18 protein-coding genes are annotated in these 19,082 nt (G+C 60.2%); 4 read left to right on the forward strand and 14 right to left on the reverse strand.

The features are described 5' to 3' along the window. Nucleotides 1–58 precede the first annotated feature (58 nt). The 7 genes from APH36_RS16195 to APH36_RS16225 all read right to left on the reverse strand — a co-directional run bounded on the left by APH36_RS16195 (nt 59) and on the right by APH36_RS16225 (nt 8,690). On the reverse strand, nt 59–637 hold the full coding sequence (locus APH36_RS16195) for a DUF6088 family protein (RefSeq protein WP_306303013.1): 579 nt from the start codon (nt 635–637) through the stop codon (nt 59–61). A 29-nt stretch (nt 638–666) separates the two neighbouring features. Further along, nucleotides 667–930: a BPSL0761 family protein gene (locus tag APH36_RS16200; protein WP_060499449.1), complete on the reverse strand. Its 264-nt coding sequence runs from the start codon at nt 928–930 to the stop codon at nt 667–669. A gap of 5 nt (nt 931–935) precedes the next feature. After that, complete coding sequence (locus tag APH36_RS16205) at nt 936–1,223, reverse strand: hypothetical protein (protein ID WP_054881264.1); 288 nt, start codon at nt 1,221–1,223, stop codon at nt 936–938. Nucleotides 1,224–1,995: 772 nt separating this feature from the next. Continuing rightward, nucleotides 1,996–3,186: a Wadjet anti-phage system protein JetD domain-containing protein gene (locus APH36_RS16210; protein WP_223656450.1), complete on the reverse strand. Its 1,191-nt coding sequence runs from the start codon at nt 3,184–3,186 to the stop codon at nt 1,996–1,998. Next, nucleotides 3,137–6,442, reverse strand: a complete 3,306-nt coding sequence (locus APH36_RS16215; RefSeq protein WP_082422838.1) for an ATP-binding protein — start codon at nt 6,440–6,442, stop codon at nt 3,137–3,139. The genes APH36_RS16210 and APH36_RS16215 overlap by 50 nt, the downstream gene beginning before the upstream one ends. Then, complete coding sequence (locus APH36_RS16220; RefSeq protein WP_177333899.1) at nt 6,439–7,188, reverse strand: DUF4194 domain-containing protein; 750 nt, start codon at nt 7,186–7,188, stop codon at nt 6,439–6,441. The genes APH36_RS16215 and APH36_RS16220 overlap by 4 nt, the downstream gene beginning before the upstream one ends. 2 nt (nt 7,189–7,190) lie before the next feature. Further along, the gene (locus APH36_RS16225; RefSeq protein ID WP_082422837.1) at nt 7,191–8,690 is read right to left on the reverse strand and encodes a DUF3375 domain-containing protein; all 1,500 of its coding nucleotides are present in this window, start codon (nt 8,688–8,690) and stop codon (nt 7,191–7,193) included. A 641-nt stretch (nt 8,691–9,331) separates the two neighbouring features. On the opposite strand from APH36_RS16225, the gene APH36_RS16230 reads away from it, so the two are divergent. From APH36_RS16230 to APH36_RS16245, 3 genes are all read left to right on the forward strand, one after another. Next, nucleotides 9,332–9,577 (forward strand): AbrB/MazE/SpoVT family DNA-binding domain-containing protein, encoded by a 246-nt coding sequence (locus APH36_RS16230; RefSeq protein WP_054881267.1) that lies wholly within the window; start codon nt 9,332–9,334, stop codon nt 9,575–9,577. A 649-nt stretch (nt 9,578–10,226) separates the two neighbouring features. Continuing rightward, on the forward strand, nt 10,227–11,957 hold the full coding sequence (locus APH36_RS16240; protein WP_060499451.1) for a dipeptidase: 1,731 nt from the start codon (nt 10,227–10,229) through the stop codon (nt 11,955–11,957). 232 nt (nt 11,958–12,189) lie between these two features. Next, nucleotides 12,190–12,627, forward strand: a complete 438-nt coding sequence (locus APH36_RS16245; RefSeq protein ID WP_060499452.1) for a CBS domain-containing protein — start codon at nt 12,190–12,192, stop codon at nt 12,625–12,627. A gap of 6 nt (nt 12,628–12,633) precedes the next feature. On the opposite strand, the gene APH36_RS16250 is transcribed toward APH36_RS16245, so the two are convergent. The 6 genes from APH36_RS16250 to APH36_RS16275 form a co-directional block, all read right to left on the reverse strand. Further along, nucleotides 12,634–13,272 carry a hypothetical protein gene (locus APH36_RS16250; RefSeq protein WP_060499454.1) on the reverse strand — a complete coding sequence of 213 codons (639 nt, stop codon included), beginning with the start codon at nt 13,270–13,272 and terminating at the stop codon, nt 12,634–12,636. A 69-nt stretch (nt 13,273–13,341) separates the two neighbouring features. Beyond that, nucleotides 13,342–13,584, reverse strand: coding sequence for a DUF2789 domain-containing protein (locus APH36_RS16255; protein WP_025754993.1), 243 nt, complete (start codon nt 13,582–13,584; stop codon nt 13,342–13,344). A gap of 60 nt (nt 13,585–13,644) precedes the next feature. Further along, nucleotides 13,645–14,103, reverse strand: coding sequence for an aminoacyl-tRNA deacylase (locus APH36_RS16260; RefSeq protein ID WP_060499456.1), 459 nt, complete (start codon nt 14,101–14,103; stop codon nt 13,645–13,647). 168 nt (nt 14,104–14,271) lie between these two features. Beyond that, nucleotides 14,272–14,904 carry a LysE family transporter gene (locus APH36_RS16265; protein ID WP_060499458.1) on the reverse strand — a complete coding sequence of 211 codons (633 nt, stop codon included), beginning with the start codon at nt 14,902–14,904 and terminating at the stop codon, nt 14,272–14,274. A 79-nt stretch (nt 14,905–14,983) separates the two neighbouring features. Next, nucleotides 14,984–15,571 (reverse strand): mechanosensitive ion channel family protein, encoded by a 588-nt coding sequence (locus tag APH36_RS16270; protein WP_060499459.1) that lies wholly within the window; start codon nt 15,569–15,571, stop codon nt 14,984–14,986. Beyond that, complete coding sequence (locus APH36_RS16275) at nt 15,571–17,481, reverse strand: ATP-binding cassette domain-containing protein (protein WP_028699562.1); 1,911 nt, start codon at nt 17,479–17,481, stop codon at nt 15,571–15,573. Before APH36_RS16275 ends, APH36_RS16270 begins: the two co-directional genes overlap by 1 nt. A 50-nt stretch (nt 17,482–17,531) precedes the next feature. On the opposite strand from APH36_RS16275, the gene APH36_RS16280 reads away from it, so the two are divergent. Beyond that, the gene (locus APH36_RS16280) at nt 17,532–18,014 is read left to right on the forward strand and encodes a TIGR02444 family protein (protein ID WP_060499461.1); all 483 of its coding nucleotides are present in this window, start codon (nt 17,532–17,534) and stop codon (nt 18,012–18,014) included. On the opposite strand, the gene APH36_RS16285 is transcribed toward APH36_RS16280, so the two are convergent. Continuing rightward, on the reverse strand, nt 17,990–19,027 hold the full coding sequence (locus APH36_RS16285) for an AlgP family protein (protein ID WP_060499462.1): 1,038 nt from the start codon (nt 19,025–19,027) through the stop codon (nt 17,990–17,992). The two genes, APH36_RS16280 and APH36_RS16285, sit on opposite strands and share 25 nt — an antisense overlap. Between the last annotated feature and the right edge of the window lie 55 nt (nt 19,028–19,082).

Here is a 19,082-nt window from a genome sequence, read left to right on the forward strand (position 1 = left end):
TCCGACTCTGATAGAGGGATAGGCAGCCAAACGGAGTGTCTGGCTGCTTCTTACCGGCTCATGTTGTCTCCAGCGCTGCGCGCATCCATTTCGGCATTCTGCAGGCCACTATTTTGCTCAGGTCTTCAGGGCTGAGAGCTTTTTTCATTACAGCAACACACTCCGGCGTAGTACCACCTTTGCCGAGATAAAACAGAGCGCTGATGGTCATCCCCACTTTGGTTCCTGCGCACTGCATCACCATCGGAGCGGCATGCACGAGCCTGATCTCGGCCTTCCCCACGAATAGAGATCGACTGGAGCCGCTCGTGTAATAGATCGGGATGACCGGCATCTGTGTACTCAGCCCGAAATGTCTCACGGCATCAGCGCCGTGGATCTGCAGCTTCCAACGGTTCTGCCTGGCAATCAGATTCACCAAGTCCCAAGGCCCAGGACGATGAACCCGACCAGTGTACTGACTGTATTTCGGCCGCATGTAGATGCCACGATACACACGCTCAAGCTCGCCACGGCGAACAAGCTGGGCGACTGCCTTGGAGATGGCCGAGCTCGAACCAAGCCCTGCAAGACACCTGATGCTGAAAGGCCTCCCCTTGCGCAGAAACTTAACCCGCTGCCTGACGAGGTGAGACACCGGCGGCTCAGAATGAGGGCAGGACATTGCTATCGTGTCGACTCCAGCGACGAGCAGAGCAACGGCTGGTGGAAGGCGATTACCCGCCGTCGGTATTCATCTTCAAGCGCTTCGTTTACCAGACATTCCTCAAGGCGCCCCAGCGAGAAAATTTGATCGGCAGATGGATAGTGCCTGAGCAGGCTTTTCGCATAGCTGCGGATATCCTGCGGTAACCCCGAATGACGGGAGAGTTCACGCAGGAACTCCTCTGTTTTGAGGATGGCGCGTGTTCTTTCGTAAGGGAGGGTCAATCTCGTTATCTCCTGGTCATGAACTCAAAGCCCCGGGTAGCTGGCTCGCCAGCGCCCGCCACCCAGCGCGCAGTTAAGCGCCGCGGCCATTGAGGCGAACGTACCAGCACGCCCTTGATTAGCTCCAGAGGGTAGAACAGCAGTCCATCAACCTGGAATTCCTGCAGGCCTTCCCGCCCACTGTGAAACCGCTCCAGATAAGGTGCAATGCCAACTAGTGTTTGCCGTGCAGAAAGCTGCAAAGCCTGCAGTATTGGGCATGCAGACCAACCCGGATCTGTGTGCTCAATCATGACTGCACTCCGTCTTGGCCTCCTGCCGCTCCATCCACTTGGCCAGGCCCCACATCGTGGTTCCCAGCGCCAGCAGGAGCCAAAGCAACCATTGAGGAACTTGATATTGGGCGCTTAGCCAGAGACCTGCCCCACCGCAAAGCATCACCACGAAAAACCATCTCATCAGCGTGCGCTCCCGATTACTTACGAGACACACGGTAACTCGATGGTCCGCTGCGCTAACGTAGATGCCGCAAATTTCGTCAGCTCCCAGATTAGGAAATGAGGGTTCATTTGACTATTTCGGCGAAGGTGTTCCTGTGATCCAAGGCGCTCGGCAAATTCCGGTGGATGCAAAACTGGGGCGAGCGCTGGACTCCCGTCGCCCTGTAAACCGCGCAGTAAGTGGTGAATTTCCCTGTGTCGCTGTCTGACCGGAATGCTGTGCGCAGGCAGTCAACCAGCCCCGACCATACGCTCCAGCGCAACCGGAAACAGCCGAGCGCTCTTGGTCGCGTCATCAGACCGGAATCTGGCGAGCGCGAGATCGGCTCGGCCATGGTGCAACTCAACTGACCGGAAATCCGTGAGCATCCCGGCCTCCGGCGCTTTAAGTCGACCGGAATCGTGAATCGCCCTTAGTCTCGTCGAGGAGGTGGAAAGGCTCGCTGAAAACCGGCCGCCTAAAGCGATCAACGTTGGCAATTTCAGAGAAGGAATATCTGAAGATTGTGGTTTAAGGGTAGGCGGTCTAAGGATTACAGGGCTATTGAGCCCACCGCCAGCCGCTCTATACAGGGATCTTTCGAGCCCACTGCTCGATAGCGCGCTCAACTTGTTCCTTTGGCAGGTACTCCTGCTCAAGACGTCCTCGTTCTTGCACCAGCAGATACCGATAGAAGTCCGCTTCGTCAGCCAGCAAACCAGGTGGGGCCGAATCCAGAGCTTTGGTCGGCTCGAGGACTGCGCTCACCGGTGAGTGTTGCTCGAACAGCTCCCGTTCCATCAATAGTGCTTCGACCGTAGGTTGATGAAGTCTCGCTCGCGCCAACATAAGCAAGCCCCAAGTATCCATATCGCCCCAGTAAGCGATATGTTTACCGGCCAGGTGCGCGGACGCTAGCCACTGCAAATCGAGTCCTGAGCCCAGCACAGCCAGGGTGTCCGGTAAGTTCTCAGGCAGCAAGTGAATGCATTGCTCATTTTCCACCACGAGCAATCGCGAACCGGGAAGTGGGGTTTCGGCCAGTTCCGCAGTGGTGAGTCTGAGCCGCTTGAAGGGCAACAGTTCAGGCTGAAGGGGAACGACCAGAACCCAGTGGCTGCTTTCTTCAAAGGCATCCAGAAAAGTCGTCAGGCCTTGCTCGGATGCCGCGCCTCCGAAGCGCTCGTCGAGGAGCCAGGTCAGCAAACTGGCGTTGCGCTCGAAAAACTTGGTGTCGACGCCGTGCTCGGCAAGCAGGCGCAGCGGACGGCCTCGGGCACAGCCTGGCGACAACCGGGTGGCGAGTCGCGCCGTGGCGACGACTTCTTCGGACGGCTTCGTCAACCACAAGCTCCGTTGTGCTACCAGCAGCGCATGAAAGGCACTGTCTACCTGCTCAACCAGATACTCGAGTTGAGCGTATTCCTGGCTGACCGCTGGATCATTGGTCGCGGCAATCCATTCGGAAGGGCTACGCAAGTGCCAGCGCATCGGTAAGGAAATGGGGGACAGCCCTGCTCGGTAGCTGACGGGCTCCCAGTCGACTGTACCCACGTTCACGCTCCGCCAGTTCTCCACATGCCGGAGTACCGCCTGGATGTTGTCAGTGAATAGACGTGCCGAAGGCTTGCCGATGTTGAGGCTTTGCGGCCAGCTAGCGGGATTGAGCAAGCGTTCCAAGCGTACGCTGGAGCGCTGCCATTGTCTGGCCAGGCTGCGACTGATGTCAGTGGGCGACTTCATGCATGGCCTTGATGCGCTGTTGATGATGCTCATCCAAAGCTTCCCAGCTCAGGGAAACCAGACTGGATTCCACGCCGCGCCGATGAACGACGACTGCCGAACGCGTATGGTGGCGCAGCAGGCGCATTTCCTTGTTGGGCGTGATGAAGACAGCGTGCAGGCCGAACTCTCTCAACGCTGCAATGATCCGACCGGCAACCGCATGGGAGCTGCGCGAGAACGCCTCGTCGAGAACGATGGTGCCGAACAACGGCCGGCTGCTGCCGTCGGGACAAAGCGCATAGCTGAGTGATGCGGTCAGCACATAGGAGGCGATGATCTCCTTCTCACCACCACTACCGCCCTGAGAGCCTGTTCGGGTTTCGATGACACTCTTGCTTTCTCGATCGATCACTGAGACCGCGAACTCCAGGCGGAAGCGCGGATCCAGAAGCGCTTTGGCGCCCTGATTCCTGCTGTGCTCGCAGGCATCTTTGAGCAGCCCAACGAGCGCCTGCAATGCCTTGTAGTGACTCTCGCCTTCATCATCGATGAAGCGCGCCGAGTTCAGTTGGCGCTGAGCCTGTTGCAAGGTGCGCAGGCTTTCATGGATAACCTTCTTCGCCACCAGGCGCAGATAGCGTCCGGGCTGAAAGTCGACACGCTGCATCGTGCTATTCAGGTCATCCAGGCGCTCCTCGATCACCGAGACTTCATGGTCGATATAGCTGAGCAACTGGGTGACGCCGTCATCCGAGGAACGATTGAGGTATTCCAGGAAGCGCTTGAGTTTCTCGGGCAGGGCTTCCTCGGTCAGCACGCGAAGACGCTCCAGATACCTGGGTACGTCCACCAGTTCTCGCCCGACCTCCGCAAGCGCTCCGGTGTCCACCTTCAGAGCGTCAGACATACGTTTGGCAAGCTCTGTTTTCTGATCGCCGAGTTTATCGCCGAGCGCTTTGAGCTGCCCTTGCAGCTCACGCGTATGCTGGCGCTCCAGCTCGACAATATCGCCAAGGTCATCTGCCGTCAGGGTCGGGAAATGCGTTTGCGCTAGTTCACGCTGCGTATCGTTCAGCCCTTTTTCGGCACCACGATAGGCCTTACGGGTAGCGGATGCAGCCTGCTCGAACTGAAGTTTCAACTGACCGCACTGCTCGATGAGTTGTTGCCTCTGTCGATCCAGGGCGTCGAACAGCGCCTCAGCTTCATCCAACTCAGCCTTGATCATGGCAAGGTCGGTGTCGGGACGCGTCAGGGTTTCGAGCTGAGCATGCAGCGACGCAAGCTGACGCTCGGCGCCCGGCAAATCAATCTCCTCGAACTGCAGTTCTTCGACGCGCTGCAGCAGCGAAGCTTGATCCTCCAACTTGCGGGCATCGCCCCGGGCAGCGTCCAAGGCCAGCCTGGCAGGCGCGAGCAGTTCATTGACCTCGCCAATCTGCTCGGCCAGGAAGGCAAGACGGTCGCGGTTATCGAAGCCGGTCAGCCAGTCCTCATCGAGGCGCTTCTGATCCTGTTTGTCGAAGAAGCGTTCTTTACCCGACATCAGCCCCTGAGCCGTCATGGCGTGCGGGGTATGACGCAATTGCTCCGTGCTCTCCACGCAATGTCGGTCATTGTCCGCCAGTAGCGCCTTTATCGCTTCGCGGTACGGATGCTCCTTGAAGGTCAGCTTGCGGGTATAACCATCGTCGAAGAACACAGGGCGCGACGACGGTTCCTTGACCTCCAACAAGCGCACATGCAAGCGGTTGTGTCGTTGGTTCACCCAACGCAGTGCAGCCTCGGACGCACCCTGCGGCACCAGGATACGCAGGCGGTGGCTGCCGATTGCCCGCTCGATGGCCCCCCTCCAGGCCAGCTCCTCGGGCTTGACCTGCACCAGCTCGGCAACGAAAGGCAGGGCCGATTCATCGACGCCAAGCGTCTGCGCCAGCTCCCCTCGAAAAGCATGAAAATGCCCAGGCAGGTTCGAGCCTGGCCGTCGTTCGACCTCGGCACGCTCCTGCTGCAAGCTCTGCAGGCGGCCATCGAGTTCTTTCTGGACGATGCCGGCATCGAACGCCTTTTGCCGTGCCTCGGTAATATGCTCGCCCAGTATTTCCAGGCGTGCCGCGATCTGCTGCTGATTTTCCTCGAGTGCAGCAGCCGATAACTCATCCGCGAGTCCAAGCCCCTTGACCAAGCGTTGGTACTGCTCGGCTTTCAGGCGTCGCTTATCACGCTCCCTGGCACAATCCGCAATGCGCCCGCGTAGTTGATCTATCCCTGCGCCCCCTACACGTAGGTAGCGCTGACGATGTTGATCGACCACGCCCTTCTGGGTTTCAAGCTGCCCCCTGCATTGCGCCTGATCCAGTTCGGCCTGTTTGTACGCCGTCTCCAGCCTGTTGGTTTCGGCCAACCACAGGCGATAACCCTGCTCGGCGAACCAGACCGGAAGAATGCCTTCGAGCGCCTGTTTGTCCTGCAACTGGGCTTGCAAGACTCGGTAACGCTCCCAGCCATCGGCGACCGGCAGCAATGAGCGCTGCTGTTTTCTAGCAGTTTCCAGTTCTCGGTGAATATCGGTCAGATCATCGAAGCTGCTGGCGACTTCGGCAGCCCGCACGAAGGCGGAGCGGTCATCCAGTACCAACTCGCGAAAGATCTCATCGATGCTGTTGAGCTGCTTCAGGCCGGCAGCGCGGTTGAGCAAGGTGAAGGCGTTTTCACCCACCTCGAAGTAATCCCTGAGCCTGGCCAGGAAGGCTTTTTTACTGGGATACGGCCAGATACCCGTGCCATCCTTCTCCATCTGACGCAGCGCCCGCATGCCGCCTGCGTGATGTTGGCTGAGCCAATGCTCCAGCGTCTGCTCGGGGGACTCGCTTAACAGCCACAGTTTTTTCAGATCGGACGCCGAGGAGCTGGTGCCCTCGAACCAGAGTACAGCGCCCAGTCGCACCTGCGCACCGTCACGCTCGAGCGTGGCGGCAATGGCGGTGACCGTCTTACCCTGGCGCGCGATATGAGATTGCTCTACACCTCCGTCTCCAGGGCCGGTAACCCCGCGCACATAGGACACCAGATCACGGTCGCTTTCATGCCCACCTGTGGAAGCCAGGTTGTAGCGCGGGTTGGCGCACAGCAAGGTCATCAGAGCATCCACCAGCGTCGTTTTACCGCTACCCGTTGGGCCGATCACGGCGGTGCCTGAGGGATCGATCTCGGCACGGTGATATCCCTGAAAGCCGCCCCAGTTATAGAGTTCGATGCTGCTGAGAATGAGGGTCTCGCTGTCACGCCAGAGCAGTGCTTGCTTCACGCCTCGTCCTCCTCAGCAGCGGCAGCCGGGGTAGTCGCGCCCTCCACCTGCTCGCGCAGCCAAACCACCAGTGCCTGCAGGTTCTCCGGGTTGGCCAAGTGGGTAATGATGGGGCGGATGATGACGCGGTCATGGGCGTCCAGAGCCGACACCAAACCATGCCCCTTGAGCTGATCCAGCAGCGTGATGACGCGATTGCGCTCCTTCGCCTCACTGCCCAGCTCGCCCAGGTAAACCTGCAATTGCGGAATCAGCTCATCAACAGCTACCAGTGCCTGAGTGGCGCCCGTACCGCTTTCCTGTTCGTAGGCGATGAAATGCTGGCGCAGAATGGCGATCAGCAGGGACTGCTCCAGGTTCAGCCTTTGCCTGCGCACAAGGGGGTGCGACCAGTCATCCTGCTCGGCCACCTCGCCCTGACGAACGGTGACGAACACCAGCCCGCGAACCTCGTCGACCCCCATGGCCAGGTCGAGGGGTTCCAGGATTGTGTCGACCGCCTCGATATTGGCAAGCGCCGAGCGATACAGATTGGGCTTGTGACTTTCTTCCAGCAGCCCGTACTTGAGCATTTCCTGTACGGCCTCACGTACCCGTTGCGGCGTCCGGCGCTCATCGACCTGAACAGCGGCGCTCATAAGAGGCTGTTCATCATCCATGCCGTCATCCAACGTTATGGGCTCCACCGTCAGCTCCGTTTCGTCGGTGCCAGAGGCGCCTGCTATTCGATCGAAAATCCCTGCCATGCTCACAACTCCCAATCGATGTCCTTGAGTGCCTCGTGGTCGAGTCCGACATAAGGCAGATTGAAGCGCCAGCGTTGCTCATCCTCGTCAACTAGCTCCACGAGCTGACGCTCCTCTTTCAGCACCTCAATACCTGCCTCGCGTGCCATCGCCAACCAGAGCGCAAAGGTTTCTAGGTCGTGAGCAGGTGGAAGCAAAGACGCAAGCTCCCCGAGACTGACAGGGCGCCCCTGCTCCGCCAGCACAGCTAGGGTGTCCTGAATCAGCGCTTCACGATCCAGCCCGTCGAAGGCATCCCAGAAGTCATCATCAATCTGCTCCAACCCCGCAGGCTTCAAACTCAGATCCAGCTCGCCCGTATCATCGTCATCCAGGGTCTTGAAGCGGAGACGCTCGATTGCCGGGATACCGGTAATGGCTACGCCAACTGGTGGTAAACATGCAGGCTTACGGCGTTCTGACTGGCGTTGCCAGTCGACTCTGAGCGCTAGATTGAAGAGATCGTTGAGTAACTGTCCGACGCGATGATGCTCGGCGGCCAGCCCCGTCTTCATGAAGCCACGAACATCGCGCTCGCTTCGGGCGCGCGCTTGGAGCACAGCCTGCGACTCCCGAACCAGGCGTAACGCCAGCCAACGTAGCTCACGTTGCTGGGGACGATTCAGTGCCTTTGGAACCGCTGGATGACGAAGGATGGTGCGCAAACGCTCACGCATGGTTTCCAGCTCAGCGGACTGCCTCAGTTGCTGCTGGAAGCTTTCGAAGACACGCCCCTCGGGGGTGTTGAGTAGAGCATCTTGCCCGTCCAACAACCGATCGACGATTTCTCCACGGTGAGACTGCTCGCTGATGATCGAGTGTCGAAGGGCGCGATCCGCCTCGCGCCAAGAGTCTTCAACTCGTCGAAAGTCCGCGCGTAGGCTGGTGGCCAGGTTATATACCTCGCGTATGCCCTCTATCGCCTGCGCTTCATCAAGCACGATGACGTTGCCAGCTTCTACCTGCGCTAGCTCGTGCTCCAAATCCTGGATTCGGCGGCGCAGGCTGGCAATACGGCCAGTTGGGCTGGGGTTCAGACCCGTTTCCAGGTTTTCGATCTCGCGCTGAACCACCGAAAGGCGAGATGCTGTGGAAGTCATGATCCGACTATCCAGCGAATCTACGAACTGGATGGCTGACTCCAGCGCGTCGGTTGCATAGATACGGCCCTCTCGCTCTACGACGAGGCGCCGCTTGATCCATTCACGAAGTTCACGACCTGCTTGGAGATGCGTTGCATCTGGGTCGATTTCGTAAAGCTCCTGGCTGGCATAAGCAGCCAGCATTTCGGACAGCGCTTGCAGCGCATCCTCCATGGGGATCCCATCATGCGCCCGCTCGAATAGCGTGCGCAGGCAGCCCAATACGAGCGGAGCACGCCGCGAGGCGAGCAAAAGCCATGCTGGGTGCTGGCTGCGGGCGGATACATAGCGTTCTGAACGCTGTTGCGCGCTTTCTTCCATGACGGCCACATTGACAAAGGTTGTCTGAGAGCGAGCTTACCAAGCTAACCCGCTGCCTCATGATACGTATTTGTCCTGGCGGGTGGGCTTCGTTTAATGGTTCGCAGGAGCTGCGTCATACGAAATAGTGAGTGAAAGGCCAGGCCAGTCGAGGTTTAACGATTTATTCCGGGGGCGCACGCTGGATATTGGCGATTTGGCGGAGGGATCTGTCGTCACGAGGGTGTATTTGGCTAGTTCGGCGAAGAGATCCCTGTGAGAGTATGTGGCAGCTCAGTGGTTTTTGCGGGACTGCCACTGGCATCCTGCGGCAAGCCAGCGCAGCCACGGTGGCTATAGAGCGAAGTCTCGATGACCTATCAGTGAGCTGCTGGTGGATTAGCTGGGTGCGGCATGGGGATAGTGAATTTCTCCGGTGGTATTGCGGGACTTTCTGCCCATTAAGGGCGATGGTGCCTGGCAGGCCCGGAGCGAGTTCAAATGTCAGAAGCTGCGGCTGAGGTGAGGGGGGCGTCGTTACAACGCTCTGAGCCCGAGAGCTTTTTGCTATTCTGTCGACCTGCGCCGCGGGACTTCGTTGGCATCGGCTCGCCGTTGCCTCCCCCTGCGGACACTTCATTCAGCCGCTGCCTGAGGTCGAGATGCGGAATCATGTAGTGATTGAGGACTGGGACGGCGACGGTGCTATTCGCCTACCCGACGAAGTTCTGCAGGAGATGGGCGTCGACGTTGGGGACACGCTCTACCTCCTTGAGGAGTACGTGGGTACAACCCGCTGTCTGGTGCTCAGTAAGTCACCGCGCATTCCTGATCGCGTGGATGAGCTGGTTGGCCATTGGGAGTCGTTTGGCAAAGTCTCTGCCGATGTAAACGCCAAGGACGAGTGAGCTAGCTACGGTACTAATCTCGGCACATGTTGCACGGCCTTGGCCCATGCGAGGGCAGAGTCATCAGGCGAGGAAAAGCTCCTCGCTTGTGAGCTTGCCTTCGAACGCGAGACCGAAATATTTGGCATGATCAGATTTCAGCTGAGCCGCGCTCTGCTTGAGAAAGATCTCGTGGTTTGAAGCCTGAGCCGGGCGATCATGAGGTCGTATCTTATTTCCAAACCATCGTATTCCAAGCTGAACGGCTGACCATGCGATAGATCTGGTTAGTGGTCAAAGATCGAAGTTTAGAATTTCGTTTTTGTGCCCAAGGTGACAGCCCTTAAGTGCTCCCAAGAGTCATAGACTGTCGATTAGGTTATAGGTCGGAAGCCTTGCCACACGGCACTTAGAGGCACTTAACAGGACTTGCCACCAACCAAGATTCCTGTACCGCATTGCCCTCCGAAGGCAGGGGTCGTGGGTTCGAATCCCGCCGAGTGCGCCATATCAAAAAAGCCCTGGGCCTGAGCCCGGGGCTTTTTCGTTTGTGCGAAATGTCGCGTTTCTGGCACTCCCGTGCCATAGGTCATTGGTGTTAGCGTGGGCGTCTTCCCGTTTTTTGAACGGGTAACCCACAACAATGATTGGCGAAGGAATGCACGCAACCATGCACCTGAAAAAACTCACCGCCACCACCCTGCTGCTGGCCAGCATCGGCCTGTTCACCCAGCCGGCCCAAGCCAACCTCACACAGCAGCAGTCCGCTGCCATCGTCAAAACCTTCGACGGCAGCAACCCAAGCGATTTCAAGCAGTTCCTCGGCAAGCTCAAAGGCAGTGACCTGGCCAAGGCCGACAACCTTGAAGCTACCCTCGACGCCTACCTGGCCGGCAAGCCACTGGCCGCCGAGCAGCAAGACGAGATCAACCGCCTGCTTGGCCTGTATACCCGCATCAAGTATGGCAAGGCCGCCACCGAAACCCTGCGCGAGCTGGTGGCCATCCCCACCTTCAATGTGGAGGGTACGCCGCAGTACCAGAACCCCGAGTTCCTCAAGATTGCCGACAAGATCAAGGCCCTGGCCGACAGCTTTGGCCTGGCCTTCCGCAACATCGACAACCGCGTGTACGAGATTTCGCTCGGCAGCGGCAAGGAAGTAATCGGCATCCATGCCCATGCCGATGTGGTGCCGGTCAACTCGGACAACTGGAAGCTGGCCGACGGCACACGCCTGGACCCGTTCAAGGTCACCCTGGTTGGCGACCGCATGTACGGCCGTGGTACCGAAGACGACAAAAACGGCATCGTGGTGGCGATGTACGCGCTGAAAGTGGCCAAGGACGAAAACCTGCCGCTGGCCCGGCAGTTCAAACTGCTGATCGACACCACCGAAGAAACCAGCGGTGACGCCATCCCCTACTACTTCGAGCGCAACCCCACGCCCGACTACAACCTGGCCCTCGACGGCGGCTACCCGGTGGTGATCGCCGAGAAAGGCTACGGCACGGTCATGGCCAGCTTCAGCAAGCGGGCGGGCACTGGCAAGGGCGCAGAAATCGTCAACCTGACTGGCGGCCTGGCCACCAACCAGATCCCGACCACCTCGGTAGCGACCCTGGTTTCAGACAACCCGACGCAGTTGGCCAAACAGTTGCAGCAAGCCGGTGCCAAGTACGTGAAGCAGCATGGCGGCGACTTCAGCATCGACGCCAAAGCTGAGGGCAAGAACGTGCTGCTCACGGTGACCGGTGTTTCCGCCCACTCTTCGGAGCCGGAGTCCGGGGTGAACCCGGTTGCCCGCATGCTCGACTTCATCAACGGCGTGGGCAAGCAGGTTCCGCTCAAGCACAACCACTTCACCGACGCCGCCCGCTACGCCGCCGACAACTGGGGCCTGGACTACCTGGGCAACAAACTCGGCGTGGCGTTCAAGGACGCATTCATGGGCCCGCTGACTGCCTCGCTGACGTTTGTCGGGGTGGATGACAAAAGCCTGAAACTGGCGGTGAACCTGCGTATTCCGAAGGGCAAGCCGATCGCCACGATCAAGGACGAACTGGCTGACAAACTGGGCAAGTGGACCCGCCAAAGCCACACCTCGGTAGCCTTCGACTACAGCCTGGACGAGCCGATGTACCGCAACCCCGAGGGCGAATGGGTCAAGGCCCTGCTCGCGGTGGCCACCGAGAACCTGGGCATGAAGCATGAGTTTGGCACCTCGGCCGGCGCAACTTCGGTGCATGACCTGCCCAACGGCGTGCAGTTCGGCCTGGCCATGCCGGATGTGAAGTACACCGGGCACAACGATAACGAGTTCAAGACGGTGGAGCAGTTCATGCTGGACCTGCAGATCGTGAGCGAGATGGTGGCGCGGCTCGGGCAGATGCCGAAGCTTTGATTGGCTGTACTGGCCTCTTCGCGGGTAAACCCGCTCCCACAGGGATCGCCCAGATTTCGAAGGCGGTGTAGTTCCTGTGGGAGCGGCTTCAGCCGCGAAGAGGCCGGAACAGGCAATCGCTCATGACGTTTTTCAATCGACTCCATGCCGTTTCCTGCATTGCCGTGCAGAGCGCCGTGCCGGATGCTTTAGTTACTCCGAGACAGCGCTTTTTTCACCCCCAGAGGCCCGTATGAAGACCGTCGAACAAATCCTCAAGACCAAGTCCCAGCACCAGACCGTGTACACCATCGGCCCGGATGACTCGGTGCTCGACGCCCTGAAAATGCTGGCGGAGAAAAACGTCGGTGCGCTGCCCGTGGTCGAGGGCAGCCAGGTGGTGGGCATCGTCAGTGAACGGGACTATGCACGCAAACTGGTGCTGAAGGGCCGCTCGTCCGCCGCCACCCCTGTGCGCGAAATCATGAGCGCTCCGGTGGTTACCGTGGAACCGAAACAGAACCTTGAGTACTGCATGAACCTGATGACCAACCGCCACCTGCGCCACCTGCCGGTGGTCAGCAATGGCGAGTTGCTGGGCCTGCTGTCGATCGGTGACCTGGTCAAGGAAACCATCGCCGAACAGGCCAGCCTGATCCTGCAACTGGAGCAGTACATTCGCGGTGAATGACGCCTCTCAATGGTAGGCGCGCTCCAGCTCGTCCAACTGATGGTCGAAGCTGCGCAGACGCGCCGACCAGGTATACACCAGCACTTCCAGGTCACGGTTCAGTACTGCGGTATTGCCGTGGCCGCTGTGCGTAGGTTCGCCCAGGTCAAGCTGGTAGCGTTCGCGGGCCATGGCTTGGGCCACGCTCGACAGGTCGCGGGCATTGGCCAGCCAGTGGTGATGATGGTCATGGACTTCACGATCGAGCACCCGGCACTGGCGCTTCAGCGCATCCAGGCTCTGCTCCAGCGGCGTGCCCTTGAGCTCGCCCATGACCTCTTCGAACGTACGCCCCGAATGCCAGTAACTGCCCCAGAAGTAGCGGTCGAATACTGTTTCGACGCGGCGTAGCGCCACTTTGGTGTTCCAGATGGTCAGCAACGTTCGCCCCTGAATCACTTCCCGCTTGTTCAGGTGCAACTGCTGCCAGGCAATCCAGGTCAGCGCCACCAGCGCAAACGCCACAGTGACTGCGGCAGCTGCATACAGGAAATGCACTGCCTGGTTCATCTGCTGCGTCTGCCTGATGCCGTAGAAGTAACTGGCCGTCAGGGTGCCCAGGATCGTCACGGAGCACCAGAAGCCTGGTGCGTAGGGATCTTTCATCGCGCTATCCCCTTATTGTTTTCCTGAGCATAGCAACGGCCAATCACTCGTCAGGTGCCGCTCGGCGCTTTATTTTTTCTGCGGATGCAGCGCCTCATTCAGTTGATCGATCATGGGAATCCAGTCGGCGTCGGCGGTGTAACTTTCCTTGAGAAAGGCGCGCTGGGCATCGTTCCAAAAGGGTGCGTCAACCAGCTTCACATCTTCGTCCAAAGGCGAATGGGTGGTAATGAAGCGATCGATTTCGACCGGATCATCAGGAAGCCCCAACTGTTTGAAAATTTCAGAGAAAGGATGAATCGGATTGTCCATGGTTCCTCCTTGTCGCCAGGCCGGTCCTCGACGAGGTCGGCCCGGCAAGGGTTGAGAGCATCAGCTGAGTTCACGCACTTCGGCGCTCGGCACCAGCTTCAGGTATTGCTCCATGCTCATGTGAATCAGGTGATCGTGATCACCCGCCTCGAGATAGACATCACCCTGACGTGTAAGGCTCGAATCAAGCAGCATTTTTATCTGGTAGGCATCACCAAGGGCCGGCACGGCGCCGCGCTCGCAGTCACTGAACAGGCTAGGCAAGCCGCTTTCCCGGGTGAGTTGCCAGGCCCCGGACATGCGCACCTTGGTCATGTCCAGGTGCCGGTTGGCCGGTAGCACGGCCATGATGTAGTTGCCATGACGGTCATCGAGCATCACCGACTTAGCGACCCGCTCGGCAGGCACGCCGGCCGTCCGGGCCGACTCCAGGCTGGTGGCCGAATGGGGATGGGGAATGACGTCGTAATCGCAGTTGGCCTTGTCCAGGCGTACCTGCAGGGTTTTAGCCATACGCATGATGCACCTCCGGTTTCGCCCCCCAATCTCCAATTTTAGGCCTGGCAGCGGCAGGCAGGGCTAAACTTGTGCAATAGAGGCAAACGAGGTGACGACAGGTGATCGCGCAAGGCTGACGCTGACGAGCAGAAATAGAGATGGGGGCCTCTACAAGGCCCCAGCTGGCTATCAGAGAGGTGCGCGTCGCAACGTGGCCAGGAAGGTGGCCGCACCAATGAACAACCCGGCAAAGGTACGGTTCAGGCGTTTCTGCTGTTTGGGCGTACGCAGCAGACGCAACACCCGCGAAGCCAATCCGGTGTAGCCCGCCATCACCAACATGTCCACACTGATCATGGTCACGGTGATCGCCACATATTGTGGCAGCAAAGGCGCATGCGGGTTAAGGAACTGCGGCAGCACCGCCAGCATGAACACCAGTGCCTTGGGGTTGCTGACGTTGACCAGGAAACCGCGGAAAACCAGGCTCAGCGGTTTGCCGATCGGGCGCACGCCAGACTCATCGGCCATGTCCATCGGCAAGGCACGCCATTGCTTGTAGGCCAGGTAGACGAGGTAGGCGACGCCAAACCATTTGATGACCTGGAAAGCGGTGGCCGAGGCGGCAAGGATGGCACCGACGCCGGCGGCGATGATGGCGATCTGTACGATCAGGCCCAGTTGCAGGCCCAGGGCATTCCAGTAACCACGCCAGAAGCCGTATTGCAGGCCGCTGGACATCGAGGCAATCGCCCCGGCACCGGGTGAAAGGCTGATCACCCAACAGGCGGCAAAGAAGCCCAACCATACTTCCATTGACATCACACACCTCGCTCGAACATATGTTGCAAAACGTTAAGCTAAGGTGTTGGTGAAAAAATAACCAGCAAATTCTTCGGGTTTAATCTGCCTCGACCGTCGGATCTTTGTGCATCGCCTGCACTTCAGCCCCACGCCAGCGCCGCACCGACTTCTGGAAGAACTGGCTATTGGGCACCTGCACCAGCGCCCCACCCGCCTCGGGCAGCTCCATCAGCGTGGTGAACAGCAGGTTGATGGCGATTACCCGGCCTTTTACGCCCGGCTTGTCCAGGGTGTCGACCAGCTCGACCACATCGCCGATGCGAAACGGCCCCACCGTGAAAATCAGCACCGCGCACAACAGGTTGGACAGCACGCTCCACATGGCGAAGAAGGCCACTGCCGCCACCGCGACGAAGCCGGACAGTGCAGTCCACAGCACCGTTGCGGAAACGCCCAGTCGCTCCAGCACGAACAACAGCGCGCTGCCCATGATCAGCCAGCGCAAACCACCCCGCACCGGCACCAGCAGCTCCGGTGGCAGCGGGTAACGCTGACCCAGGCGGCTCAACCCGCGGGCGACGATGCGCTGCAGGACGAAGGCTGCCACCAGGATCAACAGAATCTGCAAGCCCAGCCAGAAGGTGTCCATCCATTGCCCTGGCAGCAGCGAACGCAGTTCCTCCATCAGGACAGCGCCTCGAGCTCGGCCTGCATGCCCTCGAGCGTTTCCAGCGCTTCCATCCAGGCTTCTTCCAGCTCGCCTTCGCGTTGTTTGAGCTTGGTCTGGCGCGCCAGAAGGTCACGCAGCTCATCCTTGCGCGCGGCCTCGTAGAGGCCACCGTCGCCCAGTGCGGTCTCGATCTCGGCCAGTTGCGCATGCACCTGGTTAAGCTCGGTTTCCAGCTTGTCGGCGGCCTTCTTGTGCGGGGCAAGCTGCTGACGCAAAGCGGCGGCGGCCTGGCGTTGGGCTTTTTTGTCGGTCTTGTCCGGGTTGACCGGGGCGCTACTGGCCGGCGCGCTGCGCTGGCGGTACTCGACCAGCCAACGGCTGTAGTCGTCCAGGTCACCGTCGAAGGCGTCTACCTTGCCATCGGCCACCAGCAGGAAGTCGTCGGTGGTGCTCTTGAGCAAATGTCGATCGTGGGATACCACCACCACGGCACCGGCAAACTCCTGCAAGGCCATGGTCAGCGCCAGGCGCATTTCCAGGTCGAGGTGGTTGGTCGGTTCGTCGAGCAGCAGCAGGTTTGGCCGTTCCCAGGCGATCAGCGCCAGCGCCAGACGGGCCTTTTCGCCACCAGAGAAGTTCACGACCGGCTCGTCGCAACGAGCGCCGTGGAAGTCGAAACCGCCCAGGAAGTCGCGCAGGGTCTGCTCACGCTCAGTGGGCGCGATGCGCTGCAGGTGCAGCAGCGGGCTGGCCTTGTCGTCCAGCGAGTCGAGCTGGTGCTGGGCGAAGTAGCCAACGGCCAGGTTTTCGCCCCGTACCAGTCGGCCAGACAACGGTTCCAGTTCACCCGCAAGGTTCTTGATTAGCGTCGACTTGCCCGCGCCGTTAGGCCCAAGCAAACCGATACGCGCACCTGGGGTGAGCTGCAACTTGACCTTGTCGAGGATGGCCTTGTCGCCATACCCCAGCCGGCCTTCGGACAGGCTCAGCAACGGGCTGGAGATTTTCTGCGATTCGCGGAAGACGAAGTCGAACGGTGAATCCACATGCGCCGCCGACAGCTCTTCCATGCGCTCCAGGGCCTTGATCCGGCTTTGCGCCTGGCGAGCCTTGGTGGCCTGGGCCTTGAAGCGGGCGATGTATTTTTCCATGTGCGCGCGCTGCGCCTGCTGCTTCTCGTAGGCTTGCTGCTGCTGCGCCAGGCGCTCGGCACGGGTGCGCTCGAAGGCGGTGTAGCCACCTTTGTACAGGTTCAGCTTACGCTGCTCGACGTGCAGCACATGGTCGACCACAGCGTCGAGGAAGTCGCGGTCGTGGGAGATCAGTAACAGCGTGCCGGGGTAGCCCTTGAGCCAGTCTTCCAGCCACAGGATGGCGTCCAGGTCGAGGTGGTTGGTGGGCTCGTCGAGCAGCAGCAGGTCGGACGGGCACATCAGCGCCTGAGCCAGGTTCAGGCGCATCCGCCAGCCACCCGAGAAGTCACCGACGCGGCGATCCATCTGCTCGTTGGTGAAGCCCAGGCCGGCCAGCAGCTTGCGCGCGCGGGCATCGGCGGTATAGCCGTCGGCGCTTTCCAGCTCACTGTGCAGGCGCGCCAGGGCAGTGCCGTCGTGGGCCTGCTCGGCGGCGGCCAGTTCGGCCTGGACCTTGCGCAGGCGCACGTCGCCGTCGAGCACATAGTCCACGGCCAGGCGGTCGAGGGTATCGACCTCCTGGCGCATGTGGGCGATGCGCCAGTCACCGGGCAGTTGGCAGTCACCGGCATCGGGTGACAGCTCACCGCGCAGCAAGGCGAACAGGCTGGATTTTCCGGCACCGTTGGCACCGATCAGGCCGGCCTTGTGACCGGCGTGCAGCGTCATCTCGGCGCCTTCTAGCAAGCGCTGCGGACCACGCTGTAAAGTGAGGTTGGATAGTCTGATCATGATGGTCGCGGAGTCTACCAGCTTCCTCGGCCCATAGCGCGAGTGGAACCATGCACACCGACCTGTGGAATCACGCCCTGGCCCTGTATGTCAGGCCCGGCGCGGAAGCGGCCTGCCTTGAGCTACAGGCACTGGGTGGCGATGTCTGCCTGCTGTTGTGCGCAACCTGGCTGCAAGCGCGAGGCGTGGCGGTGCTGGATGAGCGCGTGCAGGCGTTAACCGAAATAGCCGGGGCCTGGCAGCGTGACGTGGTCGCCCCGTTACGCGGCCTTCGCCAACAATGGCGAGCAGCGGCATCGGGTGATGCGCAACTGGCGGCGTTACGTGAACAAGTGAAGGGGCTGGAGTTGCAGGCCGAAAAGACCTTGCTTGAGCGTTTGCAGGAGTGCTCGCGACAGTGGCCCAGGGACTCGCATGGGCTCACGGACGACTGGCTGGCCCGGCTGGCGCCGGAGCCTGGCCGCCGCCACGACGCGCTGGATCAGTTGCGCGCCGCAGCGGCTACGCTTCAGGACGCCGAAGACGGCGCCTGAGCCGGGGTGCTGGCGGGTGTCGCCGATGCTACCGAAGCAGCCGGGGTGGCCGAGTTGGTTGCAGCAGCCGGGGTACTGGCGGCAGGCGCAGCCGGTTTGGCTTCGGCTGGTTTGCTGGCAACAGGTTTGGCGGCAGCTGGCTTGGCTGCCCTGCGTGCCGGGGCTTTGGCGGCAGCTGGTTTCGCGGCTGGCTTGGCTGCGGGTTTGGCAGCAGCAGTCGCTTTGGCAGCTGGCTTCGCCGCAGGCTTGGCAGCAGCAGTCGCTTTGGCAGCTGGCTTCGCCGCAGGCTTGGCAGCAGCAGTCGCTTTGGCAGCTGGCTTCGCCGCAGGCTTGGCGGCAGCGGTCGCTTTGGCAGCTGGCTTCGCCGCAGGCTTGGCGGCAGCGGTCGCTTTGGCAGCTGGCTTCGCCGCAGGCTTGGCGGCAGCGGTCGCTTTGGCAGCTGGCTTCGCCGCAGGCTTGGCAGCAGCGGTCGCTTTGGCAGCTGGCTTAGCCGCAGGTTTGGCAGCAGCGGTCGCTTTGGCGGCTGGCTTCGCCGCAGGCTTGGCAGCAGCAGTCGCTTTGGCAGCTGGCTTCGCCGCAGGTTTGACAGCAGCCGGCTTGCTGGTTTTGGCAGCACGCGAATCCAGCGCTTTGGCTGCGGCCTCGCGAACCTTGCCTACGCCCTGGGCCAGCTTGAGGCTGTCTTGAGCGTCACGCTTGAGTTGCTGAATATAAGAGCGGGTCTGGGTTTGGCGTTCCTTGAGGGAATCGAGCAGTTCTTCAAGTTCGCCGATGGCTTTTTGCGCTTTGGTCTGCGCCTTGGCTTTACCTGCCTTTGCGGCATCCTGCAATTTCAGGCGGCCGTTGTGCAGTTTTTCCTGCGCTTTGCCACGCTGCTTTTCCAACTTGGCCAGCAGTTTTTCCGCATCAGCCAGCGCTTGCGAGCAGGCCTCTTCCAAGTGTTCGAGCAGGCTGCCCGAAAGTTGCTGGAGCAGGTGTAACGGCGTACTTACTGGCTTCTTTTTGGCCGACATGGTTTACCTCCTGGCTGACGAGATTGCGGCTCATACTATGCTTCTGCTGCTACCG

Origin of the sequence: Pseudomonas sp. NBRC 111133 (assembly GCF_001320605.1) — a bacterium.
Taxonomy (GTDB): domain Bacteria; phylum Pseudomonadota; class Gammaproteobacteria; order Pseudomonadales; family Pseudomonadaceae; genus Aquipseudomonas; species Aquipseudomonas monteilii.